The organism is Polaribacter butkevichii (assembly GCF_038024105.1).
Classification (GTDB): domain Bacteria; phylum Bacteroidota; class Bacteroidia; order Flavobacteriales; family Flavobacteriaceae; genus Polaribacter; species Polaribacter butkevichii.
The window spans coordinates 923,644-936,048 of the sequence record NZ_CP150661.1; the positions used below are offsets into that span (position 1 = coordinate 923,644).

The window sequence follows — 12,405 nt, forward strand, 5'->3', positions numbered from 1 at the left end:
TTATCCACAGTAAAAGCCTGCAAAATAACATCTTTCATACTTTCTAGCAAAAGTACTTTAGTGTATTGTTTTAAAATGGTCTATTTGAAAATTTTATGGTCTAAATAATTTTCTTAGGCTTCTTAAACTGTTTGGGAGTTTCACCTGTGTAGCGTTTAAAATATTTTGTAAAATGAGAAGAATCTTTAAAGCCTAAACTATACGCAACATCGCTAATAGTCTCATTTGTATATAACAAACGTCTTTTAACTTCTTTTATAATATGATCTGCAATTATATCTGATGCAGATTTACCATATTCTTTTCTACAAATTGCATTTAAGTTCTGAGGAGTTGTATTTAAAGCTTCTGCATAAAAATTGACATTATTTTTTAGCGTGCGAGACAAAAGATCTGTAAAAAGCAAAACCACATCTGTACTCTCTACTTTTTTTAAATGTGCATACGCTACTAACTTAGAAAACAATGCTTTTAATGCGCCTTCTACCGCCTCTCTATTTACAATTTCTTGTTGCTTTTCCCATGCCAATGATTTAAAAAGAGCTTTTAAAGAAACATCTTTTTTTGTTGTTTTTATTTTTGATGTATGTTGTAGTTTTAATAGCTGATGATTTATAAACTTATCTAAGGTTTTTTCTAAAAAAACTTCTTTTATAATGATTACAAACCCTTTTGGTTGGGTTGTAATTTCCCAATGATGCACTTCATCTTTTTTAATTACAAAAACCGTTGATGGTTTTATTTTATAACTCTTTAAATCTACATGATGATATCCTGTACCTTTTATAAAGTACACAATTTCTAGGTACTTATTATGCTTATGTGGTTTTGTATACCGTTTTGTAACATCAAATTCTTCAATTTTAATGTCGCTATATTCTGCTATTTTATTGTAGGTATCAATTTTGCTCTTCATCAACATCTTTTAAAGTAAGTTGTAAAACAATGATATAAAAAAAATCCTTCTGAACAGAAGGATTTTTTTTATAGTGTAAAATAAAGTACTAAACTTTTTTAACTTTAACTGCATTCATACCACGCATACCTCTTTCTAATTCGAAAGAAACTTTATCGTTTTCTGCAATTTCATCTATTAAACCACTTACGTGTGTAAAATATTTTTCGTTATTTTCTAAGTCTATAATAAACCCAAAACCTTTAGATGAATCAAAGAAAGAAACTTTTCCTTTTCTAACAGGATCTTCTTCTGGTAAATCTTCTTTTTTGGTTACTGAAATCTGAATATCTTCCAATTCATATTCTACTTTTAAATCTGGATCTGGTGGAGTATCTGTTAAATTTCCATTATGATCTACATAAGCAAATTGGATACCTGTTGATCCATTTTCTTCTTTGTTCGCTTTTCTAGCGTCCATTTTCTTTTGCTTGTCTTGACGTTTTTTTAAACGTTTTTTTTCTTTTTCACTTTTACTAAAGGTTTGCTGCGATTTTGCCATTAAAAATATAAGAGTTTTTTAAATTAATATTTCTGAAAAGATAAAATACCTAACTGGAAATTCGAAATCAAACTAACGCTAACTAGTGTATTTAGAGGAGTGTATTTTTTCTTAGTGGCGCAAAGATACGACAAATTTAAAAGTTTTCAAAATAGTTAGACATTTAAGAAATATTTATTTACAAGAACGATACTGTAATAAATGATAAGTTAAAATAATCTTAACATAGTAAAATAATATAGTAACACTTACATAGTTAATAGTAATACTATTATATTTGCAATTGAATAATTATGCTACTATGAAAAACTTATTATCTGTTTTAAAAATTTCTGTTCCAGATAAAATATTTATCAAAGATCCTGAAACATCTGTTTTAGGAAAAAAAATTATAGAACATAGTATTCTACTAATTAATGAAATTGGTTTTGAAGCCTTTACTTTTAAAAAACTAGGCACTAAAATTGGATCTAACGAAAGCTCTATTTACAGATATTTTGAGAGTAAACACAAATTACTTTTGTACCTTTCCTCTTGGTATTGGGCATGGTTAGAATACCAATTGGTTATAGAAACTTTTAGTATTTCTGAAGACAACGAAAAATTAGAAAAAGCAATACAAGTGGTTACAAGAACAGTAAAAGAAGAGGCTAACTTTTTACATATAAACAAACCTTTTCTACATAAAATTATTATTAATGAAAGCTCTAAATCTTTTTTAAGAAAAGAAGTAGACGCAGATAATAAAGAAGGTTATTTTGAAGTTTACAAGCGGGTAATTACACGAATTAGCACCATGATATTGGCTGTAAATAAAAACTACCCTTATGCTTTAAGTTTAGCAAGTACTATTGTAGAAGGTAGTTTGCACCAACATTATCTTAAAGACCATTTTCCTTTAATAACAGATAGCAAACCTAAAGAAACACCTACTAATTTTTTTATTCATTTAGTTAAAAGTACAATCAAATAAATATGGAAAACAAACAATTAACTCCTTGGCAAAGATTTGTTGGTGTATTAAAATTAGAAAGAAAAGATATCTTTCAAATATTTTACTATGCCATTTTTGGTGGTCTTGTAGCACTTTCTCTTCCCTTAGGTATTCAGGCAATTATTAATTTAATACAGGGAGCACAGGTTTCTACTTCTTGGATCGTTTTAGTTATCCTTGTTACTATTGGTGTTGTTTTTTCTGGTGCATTGCAATTAATGCAGTTAAGAATTATAGAAACTATACAACAAAGAATTTTTACCAGAGCTTCTTTTGAATTAAGTTTTCGTTTTCCTAAAATAAAAATGAATGAGTTACGTAATAACTACCCTCCTGAATTGGCCAATCGTTTTTTTGATACTTTAACCATACAAAAAGGGTTATCAAAAATATTAATTGATGTACCAACCGCTTTGTTACAAATTATTTTTGCGCTGATTTTACTCTCATTTTACCACGCCTTTTTTATTGTTTTTGGTATTCTTTTGTTACTTTTAATTTATATCGTATTCAAATTTACCGCTCAAAAAGGACTAGAAACCAGCTTAATAGAATCTAAAAAGAAATATAAAGTTGCACATTGGATACAGGAAGTGGCAAGAACTGTTGTGAGCTTTAAATTGTCTGGAAATACCAGTTTAGCATTAGAAAAAAATGATGACTTGGTCAATAAATATTTAGAAGCTAGAGAAAATCATTTTAAAATATTGATGCTACAATTTATTCAAATGATTGGCTTTAAAGTAATTGTTACTGCTAGTTTGCTATTAATTGGTGGGGCTTTGGTATTAAATCAAGAAATGAATATTGGGCAATTTGTGGCTGCAGAAATTATTATCCTTTTGGTTATACAATCTGTAGAAAAACTAATTATAGGTTTAGAGTCTTTTTATGATGTACTTACATCTATAGAAAAAATAGGTCAGGTTGTAGATAAAGAACTAGAGTCGCAAGAAGGAGAAAAACCTTTATTTAAAAACGGTTTAACTGTAGAGTTAGATGGTGTTTCTTATGGGGTAGAAAATAGAGAAAAACACATTATTAAAAATGTATCTGTTACTTTAAATCCTAAAAGTAGAATTTTAGTAATGGGAGAAAGTGGTGCAGGAAAATCTACTTTATTACGTTTAATATCTGGAGTTATAGAACCTGTTTCGGGTAACATATATGTTAATAATCTATCTTTAAGTAGCTTAAATTTAAATCACTACCGTTCTCAACTTGGTTTATCATTGTCTGACGAAACCCCTTTTGAAGGTAGCATTAAAAAGAATTTAGTTTTTAATAATAAAAACATTAAGGATGAACTTATTTATGAAGTTTTAGAAATTGTTGGTTTAACTCAATTTTTAAAAGAACAACCCAAAGGTTTAGAAACTGTTTTATATCCAGAAGGAAGACAAATGTCTTACACCATTGCAAAAAAATTAATTTTAGCTAGAGCCATTATTAAGCAACCTAAAATATTGATTCTAGAAGACCCATTAGATCAATTTAATTTAGAAGAAACTGTTCGAATCATTAATTATTTAACAGACGTTAAAAGACCTTGGGCTTTAATTGTAGTAAGTAGTAAAAAAAGTTGGAGAACTCAATGTAACGAAACAATTACTTTAGAAAAAGGAGAAATTAAATCAATAAATTAAGGAGCAATGTTAAACATATCTAACAACCAATTACACAAAACTGTTGATTTAAAAGATTTTAAATCGGGCAAAATTATTTTTACAAAAGAGTACTACAAAGCTTTTAACAAATTTCTTTTGGTTTTTGCTTGTATCGGCCTTATTGCCCTCTTTTTACCTTGGACACAAAATATATCTGGTAAGGGATTGGTAACTACCCTAACACCTAACCAAAGACCACAAACCATACAATCTCAAATTCCTGGAAGAATTGAAGAATGGTTTGTAACCGAAGGTGATTTTGTAAAAAAAGGAGATACTATTTTAAGAATTTCTGAAGTAAAAAGCGATTATTTTGACCAACGTTTAATTGAAAGAACAAGCGATCAAATTAATGCAAAATCGTCTTCTGTAAACGCGTATCAAGGAAAAGTAGCTGCTTTAAAAAGACAAGTAAATGCCTTAAAACAAGAACAACGCTTAAAAATAGAACAAACAAAAAATAAATTACTACAATCTAAATTAAAAGTAAAAAGTGATAGCATTGATTTTGAAGCTGCTAAAACAAATACTTTAATTGCCGAAAAACAGTACAATCGTACGCAAACCTTACAAAGCGAAGGCTTAAAAGCGGTAAAAGATGTAGAAGATAAAAGATTAAAATTACAAGCTACACAAGCAAAACTAATTTCTCAAGAAAATAAACTTTTAGCAAGTAGAAATAATATTTTAAATGCACAATTAGAACTATCTCGAATAAACGCCACGTACACCGATAAAATTTCTAAATCACAAAGTGATATGTACACAGCACAATCTAGTGGTTTTGATGCAGAAGCACAAGTGTCTAAATTAGAAAATAGCAGAAGCAATTATAGTGTTAGAAATAGCCTATTATACATTACAGCTCCACAAAATGGTTTTATAAACAAAGCTATTAAAGGCGGAATTGGAGGCACTTTTAAAGCTGGAGATGATTTGGTTGGTATTATGCCAGAAAAATATGATTTAGCAGTAGAAACTTTTGTACGACCTATAGATTTACCTTTATTACATATTGGCGATAAAATGCGTGTTCAGTTTGATGGTTGGCCTGCAATTGTTTTTAGTGGTTGGCCTAATGCTTCTTACGGTACGTATGGCGCAAAAGTAATTGCTATCGAAAACTTTATAAGTCCCAATGGTAAATACAGAGTTTTAATTGCTCCAGATACTACAGATTATAATTGGCCCGAAGGGATTAGAGTTGGTTCTGGCGCAAAAACTATTGCACTTTTAGAAGATGTACCTATTTATTTTGAAATGTGGAGACAACTTAACAGCTTCCCTCCTAACTACTATCAGCCAGAAGGAACAAAAAGTGATACAAAGAAAAAATAATATCAATTTTATTATTGAAACAGAAATATGAAAAAATATCTTTTAATATTCCTTCTAACTTTTACATCAGGATATTTTGCTCAAGAAAAGGTAGCCTCTGTAATGACATTATCTGAGTACTTAAGCTATGTTAAAAATTACCATCCTATTGTTAAACAAGCAAACCTGATAATTAATGAAAGTGAAGCTAAATTACTAAAAGCGAGAGGTGCTTTTGATCCTAAAATTGAAGTAGATTTTAATAAAAAACAGTTTAAAGAAAAAGAATATTATAACAAACTAAATGCAGCTTTTAAAATTCCCACTTATTACGGAATTGAATTTAAAGCAAATTTCGAAAATAATGATGGCTATTACTTAAACCCAGAAAACACGGTTCCGGAAGATGGTTTGTATAGTGCAGGGGTTTCTGTTTCTTTATTAAACGGATTGCTCATTAACAAAAGAATGGCTTCTTTAAAACAAGCTAAATTCTTTTTAAATCAGGCTAAGGAAGAGCAACAGATTTTAGTGAATGAGATATTATACAACGCTGCCTTGTCTTATTTTAATTGGCTAAAAACATATCATCAAAATAGTGTTTATAAAGAGTTTTTAACCAATGCCAAAACTCGTTTTAAAGCCACTAAAAGAGCTTTTTTAGAGGGAGAAAAACCTGCTATAGATACTACAGAAGCAGCAATTACTTTAAAAACAAGAAAACTAAATCTAGAGAAATCTAGAATTAAATTGATAAAATCTTCTTTAGAATTGTCTAACTTTTTATGGCTGAGTGATAATACGCCAGTAGAGCTACAAGATCATATTATTCCTGATACAAATACCATAGATAATGTAGATACTACTTTTAATATTGCCTTATTTAATAATGCTAATTTTGACATCAATAACCACCCTAAAATAAAATCTTTAGCATATAAAATAAAGAGTTTAACCATTGATAAAAATTTAAAATTGAACAATTTACTACCTAAATTAGATGTTCAGTACAACTTTCTTACAGAAAATGGTCATCAAATAAATTCTTTAAATACTCAAAACTATAAAGCAGGTATTAATTTTAAAGTTCCTTTGTTTTTAAGAAAAGAAAGAGGAGATTTGAAACTCTCTAAAATAAAGTTACAAGACAAAAAACTAGAGAATGAAATTGCCAAAGTTGCCATTAAAAATAAAGTAACAGCCATTGAACAAGAATTAGCTTCTTATGTTTTACAAAATAGTTTAACAACCGATATTGTTAAAGATTACGGTACCTTATTAAAAGCAGAAGATAGAAAGTTTTTTTTAGGAGAAAGCTCTTTATTCTTGGTAAACTACAGAGAAGTTAAATTAATAGAAGCCAAACTAAAGGCTATAGATTTAGAAAATGCTTTCTTTAAAACCAAAGCTAGTTTATTTAAAGCAATTGTTATTTCTATTAATGAATAAAACTTTATAGAAACACTTTACAAGTTTTTTTGTACTTTTAATCAATTGAATCACTATAAAAACAACTATATGTCTAATAACCCAAACAAACCGAGTAAAACTTTTTGGATCATAGCTGTTGTTGGATTTATCTGGAACGCTATGGGAGTAGATGGTTATTTAAACCAAGCATATCAAACAGAGCGTTTTAAATTAATGTATACAGAAGCGCAATTAGATCTTATTTTTAATACACCTTCTTGGGTAATGGCTGCTTTTGCTATTGCTGTTTTTTCATCTGTTTTAGCTTGTATTTTATTGTTTTTCAAGAAAAAATTAGCCAAATACTTATTTTTAATCGGACTCATAGCAGTTGTAATTCAGACTACTTACAATGTATTTATAAATCCGGGTAAAGCATATTATGGATATTTAGAATATACAATGCTAATTTTAATTCCGTTATTTTCTCTCTTCTTATTTTGGTTTTCTAAAAAATGTGCAGATGATGGAATTTTAACCTAGTTGATAAGGTAATTTATACACCTAAAAAACCCTAGAGAGCATTCTTCTATTCATAAAAAACAGCAATAAATTCTGCAGCGCAAGCAGGTTTTTCTTCTCCTTTAATTTCTATAGTACAAGAAAAGGTTACTTTAATTCCGTTGTTTGTCATCTCTTCAATTTCTTTTACAACAGCAATCATTCTTAATTGGCTATTTACTAAAACAGGATTTGGAAAACGGACTTTATTCAATCCGTAATTTAAGCCCATTTTTAAACTTTTAATAGAAAAACAACCTTCTAATAATTTAGATATCATGGCTACAGACATAAAACCATGTGCAATGGTCGTTTTAAAAGGACTCTCTTTGGCTGCTCGTTTTTCATCTACATGAATCCATTGCTTGTCTAATGTAGCATTGGCAAAATCGTTAATCATTTGCTGCGTAATTGTATACCAATTTCCAACAGGTAACTGTTGCCCTTTTATCTTTATAAAATCTTCGAAATTTGCAAACTCTAATGGTTTCATCTCTTAGTTTTTAGTAAATAAATCGTCTTTAATTTTAGGCAATTGCAAATGAAATTTTACAGCAATAACACGAATAGCAATTACAACAACCGCAGAAATTACAAATATGATATTATCTGCAACGTTACATTCGTTTAAAATTAAATATACAATTCCACCCGCTAAACAAGCAGAGGCATAAATTTCTTTTTCGAAAATCAATGGAATTTTATTAGTTAACACATCTCGTAAAACCCCTCCAAAAACGGCAGAAACCATGCCCATTATTAAGGCAATAATAGGATGTAAATTAAAAGACAAACCTTTTTCTAAACCTAATAAAGTAAAAACACTAATACCAATGGTATCAAACAAAAACATGGTTTTGCTTAAATAAAAAATTTTACTTTTAAAGAGAATGGTAAAAATAACGGCAGCAAAAATTGTGTATAGGTAATTTAAATCTCCAATCCAGTTTATAGGGTGTGCATCTATCAATACATCTCGCAACATACCACCACCTACTGCTGTTACAAAGGCAATAATTAACACTCCAAATAAATCGAACTTTTTATCAAAAGCCACTAAAGCTCCACTAATAGCAAAAGCAAAAGTACCTAATATATCTAAAACATAAATAAGCTCCATCTATATCAATTTAATTATAAAATGTAAAAATAAAACCCGAAGTCTTTCTTAAAAAAACTTCGGATTAAGAATTTTGTTATACCGTTACTTCAGAAAATTTTATGTTTAATTCTTTCTGAAGTTCATGAATTTTAACCACTTCTGATGGTAAAATAAAAGCAATTGAAACCCCTGTTTTTCCTGCTCTTGCAGTTCTACCACTTCTGTGTGTGTAGTATTCTAATTGTTCTGGTAATTGATGGTGAATTACAAATTCTAAACCACTAACGTCTATTCCACGTGCAGAAACATCTGTAGACACTAAGTATTGTAAATTTTCTTTCTTAAAAGCACGCATTACTTTATCGCGTTCTTTTTGTTGCATGTCTCCTTCTAAAGCCCCAGCAGAAAAACCTTCTTCAATTAACTGAGCTGCTAAGTTTTGTGCACCGGCTTTTGTTCTACAAAAAATAATTCCTCTTTGATCTTGTCTTTTTTCTAGAAAAGAAACAATATCAGCCGTTTTTTCTTTTAAAGTAGTTTTTGCGTAATGATGACGAATATTAGCGTTTACCAAAGCGCTTCTATTAATTTCTATTCTAGGAGCATTGGCATCCATATACGTTTTAACAATTCTTTTAATCTCTTCTGGCATAGTTGCAGAAAATAACCAAGTTTTTCTGTCTCCTTCTGTAGTAAACTTTAAGATTCTATTTAAATCTTGTTTAAACCCCATACTTAACATTTCATCAGCTTCATCTAAAATTACTGTTTTTACATGGCTAATATCAATGCTTCCTCTTTCAATTAAATCTATTAATCTACCAGGAGTTGCTACTACAATATGCGTAGTTCTTTTAAGATTGTTCATTTGTCTGTCAATCTTTTCTCCACCAAAAACAGCTTCTACAAAAATTTGTTTTTCACTAAACTTAGTAAATTTAAATAATTGTTTTTTTATTTGCTGTACCAACTCTCTTGTTGGCGATAAAATTAACGCTTGTATATGATCTGAACTTGCATCTACATGATGTAAAATAGGCAACCCAAAAGCGGCAGTTTTACCCGTACCCGTTTGTGCTAAACCAATAAAATCTGTTGGCGAATTCAATAAAATTGGTATTGCTTTCTCTTGAATTTCTGAAGGTTCAGAGATTCCTAATTCTTTAATTGCTTGAATATATTCTTTGGTAATTCCTAAGGAAGAAAAAGTTGACATTTTGTATTTAAATTTTATGCAAAGATACTTTTATTTAGGAGGTTGTAATACTTTTAAAACATTTTCTCTAATTCTTGCTGGCTTAAATGTTTTAGAGTCTAACATTGCCCAAACTGTTTTGGCTTTTACCAACAAAAGATCTTCCTTATAAAACTCCATAAAACGAATAGAAGTAATCCCTTTGGTCTCACCTACCCACGTTTTTACAGTGATTTCGTCTCCTAAATTAGCTTGTTTTAAATAATCTATTTCATGCCTCATTACCACCCAAACATATTGCGGTAAGGGATTATCTTTTGTTAAATGAGCCCAATGTGTAGTTGCTATTTTATCCATCCATGTTACATAGACCAAGTTATTTACGTGTTGTAAATTGTCTATATCTTTTGATGAAACGGTAATGGTAAGTGTAAAAACGTTTTTCAAACTTTATCAATTTTAGCAAACATAAAAATTTTAAGATATCTATAACAATTATTGATGATAGATTTACAAATAACTTGCCGTTTATGGCGATATTTGTAAAATATTATGACAGAATTAGCAAACGACCTAGGCACCAAAAAAATAAGTAAATTAATAGTAAAACAAGCACTTCCTGCTACTATAGGAATTCTTGTAATGTCTTTAAATATGATTGTCGACACTATTTTTGTGGGACAATGGATTGGGGTTTTAGCAATTGCTGCCATTACCGTAGTTTTACCAATTGCTTTTTTAATTTCTTCTATAGGAATGGGCATTGGTATTGGAGGTAGTTCTATTATATCGCGAGCTTTAGGTGCAGGTAATTCTGAAAAAGCATTTTTAACATTTGGTAATCAGGTTTCTTTAACCGTAATTTTAGCAATTCTTTTTGTAACTATTGGTAACTTTTTTAGTGTACCTATTCTAAATTTATTTGGCGCAAAAGGAGATATTTTACCAATTGCATCAGAATATTTTAGTGTTATTATATACGGAGTTCCTTTTTTGGCTTTTGCAATGATGGGAAACCCAACAATTAGAGCAGAAGGAAAACCAAAATTTGCCATGTATGCAATGATGGTACCTGCGGTTTTAAATGTGGTTTTAGATATTATTTTTATCAAATATTTTAATTGGGGAATGTGGGGTGCTGGTTTAGCAACTACTATTTCTTTTTTAAGCTCCGGATCGTATATTTTGTACTTCTTTTTATCTTCTAAAAGTGAATTAAAAATTATTCCTAAAAACTTTAAATTAGATTTTAAAATTGTTCGTGAAATTGTAGAGTTAGGTGGTGTTTCTGTGGCTAGACAAGGTACAATAAGCGTATTAATGATTGTTTTAAACTATTCATTGTTTAAATATGGAGGAGAAATATCGATTGCCGTATTCGGAATCATTAATCGTGTAATGATGTTTGCTCTTTCTCCTGTTATGGGAGTTTCTCAAGGTTTTTTACCTGTTGCGGGATATAATATTGGCGCTAATGAAAATGATAGAGTTAAAGAAACCATTAAAAAATCTATTTTATATGGTTCTGTTTTAGGTACCATTATCTTTATAACGATCTTATTTTTTAAAGAAGAAGTTATTTGGATTTTTACCAATGATGCCACCTTGTTAGATAAAACACCCAACGCCATGCTCATTGTCTTTTTAGCAACACCTGTTATTACCATGCAATTAATTGGTTCTGCTTATTTTCAGGCTGCCGGTAAAGCTTTACCTGCTTTATTTTTAACGCTTTTAAAACAAGGGTTCTTCTTAATTCCGTTAGCTTATTTTTTACCTAAATATTATGGTATTAATGGTATTTGGTGGTCTTTTCCTATTGCTGATGTTTTATCTACAATTATTACCGTATTGGTTTTAAAATGTGAAGTGGATAGAAATTTGAAATAGCAAAAAGAATTTCGAAATAACAATTGCACTTTAAACCTGAAACTTGAAACAAATTAAAAACTCCGCGAACCTCTGTGCTTTCTCCATGAATCTCAACGAAACACCCCAACTCTAAACAATACTCTCCCCATTTAAATTAGTGGTTAAAACATCACTAAACAGATTAAAAAACGGACGTAAAGCTTTAAAACTTTCATCTAATTCTTCTAAAAAATTAGGCGATAAAACTTCAGCATCTGTAAAATTTCTGATAGCTATAAATCCTTTTTTACGCAATAAATCGATGTCTTTATGTTCTTTATCAAACCCTCTTGGAGCCGATTTTAATTCGTCTCCTTCGAATTTACCTCCAAAATATTTTTTAAAATCTTTGTCTTCTAAAATCTCTCTAAATTCTACTGCATCTTGTTCAATCTCTTTTCTTAACCTATATAAATCCTCTTTTTCTGGTTGCCAAAACCCACCTCCCAACATAGATTCTCCGGGTTTAATTTGCAAAAAATAGCCACCACGTAATTGTTTTCCTAATCTAGAAAAAGAAACTGCAAATCTTGGGTTGTAAGGCGTTTTATCTTTAGAAAAACGAACATCTCTATAAATTCTATAGATTTTCATTTTATCAATTTCATCATGCTTTTCTAAATCTGTTTGCATTTCTAAAAAGATTTCTTTTACCTGTTTCTGCATAGCAACAAAGGTTGGTTTGTGTTCTGTAAACCAATCTCTATTGTTATTTTTTTGTAAATCTTTTAAAAACTCTAAACTGTCTTTTTGAAACTGCATTTTGCTACTGTTTATTTTTAGATTTTCAA

At 29.6% G+C, this 12,405-nt stretch carries 13 protein-coding genes; 6 read left to right on the forward strand and 7 right to left on the reverse strand.

Annotated elements, in window-relative coordinates:
- Window positions 1-100: 100 nt before the first annotated feature.
- Together WG951_RS03635 and WG951_RS03640 are read right to left on the reverse strand one after the other, a co-directional pair.
- The gene (locus WG951_RS03635) at window positions 101-916 is read right to left on the reverse strand and encodes an AraC family transcriptional regulator (protein ID WP_105048842.1); all 816 of its coding nucleotides are present in this window, start codon (window positions 914-916) and stop codon (window positions 101-103) included.
- 88 nt (window positions 917-1,004) lie between these two features.
- On the reverse strand, window positions 1,005-1,457 hold the full coding sequence (locus WG951_RS03640) for a cold-shock protein (protein WP_105048843.1): 453 nt from the start codon (window positions 1,455-1,457) through the stop codon (window positions 1,005-1,007).
- Between the two features lie 301 nt (window positions 1,458-1,758).
- Between WG951_RS03640 and WG951_RS03645 the strand changes: the two genes are divergently transcribed.
- The 5 genes from WG951_RS03645 (at window position 1,759) to WG951_RS03665 (ending at window position 7,388) form a co-directional block, all read left to right on the forward strand.
- Window positions 1,759-2,430 (forward strand): TetR/AcrR family transcriptional regulator, encoded by a 672-nt coding sequence (locus WG951_RS03645; RefSeq protein ID WP_105048844.1) that lies wholly within the window; start codon window positions 1,759-1,761, stop codon window positions 2,428-2,430.
- A gap of 2 nt (window positions 2,431-2,432) precedes the next feature.
- Window positions 2,433-4,097, forward strand: a complete 1,665-nt coding sequence (locus WG951_RS03650; protein ID WP_105048845.1) for a peptidase domain-containing ABC transporter — start codon at window positions 2,433-2,435, stop codon at window positions 4,095-4,097.
- A gap of 6 nt (window positions 4,098-4,103) precedes the next feature.
- Window positions 4,104-5,456, forward strand: a complete 1,353-nt coding sequence (locus WG951_RS03655) for an HlyD family secretion protein (protein WP_105048846.1) — start codon at window positions 4,104-4,106, stop codon at window positions 5,454-5,456.
- A gap of 27 nt (window positions 5,457-5,483) precedes the next feature.
- Window positions 5,484-6,884 (forward strand): TolC family protein, encoded by a 1,401-nt coding sequence (locus WG951_RS03660; RefSeq protein WP_105048847.1) that lies wholly within the window; start codon window positions 5,484-5,486, stop codon window positions 6,882-6,884.
- A 69-nt stretch (window positions 6,885-6,953) separates the two neighbouring features.
- The gene (locus WG951_RS03665) at window positions 6,954-7,388 is read left to right on the forward strand and encodes a hypothetical protein (protein WP_105048848.1); all 435 of its coding nucleotides are present in this window, start codon (window positions 6,954-6,956) and stop codon (window positions 7,386-7,388) included.
- A 46-nt stretch (window positions 7,389-7,434) separates the two neighbouring features.
- Here WG951_RS03665 and WG951_RS03670 read toward each other — a convergent pair whose 3' ends face one another.
- The 4 genes from WG951_RS03670 to WG951_RS03685 form a co-directional block, all read right to left on the reverse strand.
- A complete protein-coding gene (locus WG951_RS03670; RefSeq protein WP_105048849.1) occupies window positions 7,435-7,899 on the reverse strand; it encodes a MaoC family dehydratase in 465 nt (154 codons plus the stop codon).
- A gap of 3 nt (window positions 7,900-7,902) precedes the next feature.
- The gene (locus WG951_RS03675; RefSeq protein ID WP_105048850.1) at window positions 7,903-8,526 is read right to left on the reverse strand and encodes a trimeric intracellular cation channel family protein; all 624 of its coding nucleotides are present in this window, start codon (window positions 8,524-8,526) and stop codon (window positions 7,903-7,905) included.
- Between the two features lie 76 nt (window positions 8,527-8,602).
- Entirely contained in the window at window positions 8,603-9,724 is a 1,122-nt protein-coding gene (locus WG951_RS03680) for a DEAD/DEAH box helicase (protein ID WP_105048851.1), read from the reverse strand.
- 30 nt (window positions 9,725-9,754) lie between these two features.
- Entirely contained in the window at window positions 9,755-10,150 is a 396-nt protein-coding gene (locus WG951_RS03685; RefSeq protein ID WP_105048852.1) for an acyl-CoA thioesterase, read from the reverse strand.
- A 105-nt stretch (window positions 10,151-10,255) separates the two neighbouring features.
- Between WG951_RS03685 and WG951_RS03690 the strand changes: the two genes are divergently transcribed.
- Entirely contained in the window at window positions 10,256-11,593 is a 1,338-nt protein-coding gene (locus tag WG951_RS03690; RefSeq protein ID WP_105048853.1) for an MATE family efflux transporter, read from the forward strand.
- Between the two features lie 111 nt (window positions 11,594-11,704).
- On the opposite strand, the gene WG951_RS03695 is transcribed toward WG951_RS03690, so the two are convergent.
- Window positions 11,705-12,376 (reverse strand): DUF2461 domain-containing protein, encoded by a 672-nt coding sequence (locus WG951_RS03695; RefSeq protein WP_105048854.1) that lies wholly within the window; start codon window positions 12,374-12,376, stop codon window positions 11,705-11,707.
- Between the last annotated feature and the right edge of the window lie 29 nt (window positions 12,377-12,405).

Coding starts and splice junctions, on each gene's coding strand:
- WG951_RS03635 (WP_105048842.1), bottom strand. CDS start 916: ATGAAGAGCAAAATTGATACCTACAATAAAATAGCAGAATATAGCGAC.
- WG951_RS03640 (WP_105048843.1), bottom strand. CDS start 1,457: ATGGCAAAATCGCAGCAAACCTTTAGTAAAAGTGAAAAAGAAAAAAAA.
- WG951_RS03645 (WP_105048844.1), top strand. CDS start 1,759: ATGAAAAACTTATTATCTGTTTTAAAAATTTCTGTTCCAGATAAAATA.
- WG951_RS03650 (WP_105048845.1), top strand. CDS start 2,433: ATGGAAAACAAACAATTAACTCCTTGGCAAAGATTTGTTGGTGTATTA.
- WG951_RS03655 (WP_105048846.1), top strand. CDS start 4,104: ATGTTAAACATATCTAACAACCAATTACACAAAACTGTTGATTTAAAA.
- WG951_RS03660 (WP_105048847.1), top strand. CDS start 5,484: ATGAAAAAATATCTTTTAATATTCCTTCTAACTTTTACATCAGGATAT.
- WG951_RS03665 (WP_105048848.1), top strand. CDS start 6,954: ATGTCTAATAACCCAAACAAACCGAGTAAAACTTTTTGGATCATAGCT.
- WG951_RS03670 (WP_105048849.1), bottom strand. CDS start 7,899: ATGAAACCATTAGAGTTTGCAAATTTCGAAGATTTTATAAAGATAAAA.
- WG951_RS03675 (WP_105048850.1), bottom strand. CDS start 8,526: ATGGAGCTTATTTATGTTTTAGATATATTAGGTACTTTTGCTTTTGCT.
- WG951_RS03680 (WP_105048851.1), bottom strand. CDS start 9,724: ATGTCAACTTTTTCTTCCTTAGGAATTACCAAAGAATATATTCAAGCA.
- WG951_RS03690 (WP_105048853.1), top strand. CDS start 10,256: ATGACAGAATTAGCAAACGACCTAGGCACCAAAAAAATAAGTAAATTA.
- WG951_RS03695 (WP_105048854.1), bottom strand. CDS start 12,376: ATGCAGTTTCAAAAAGACAGTTTAGAGTTTTTAAAAGATTTACAAAAA.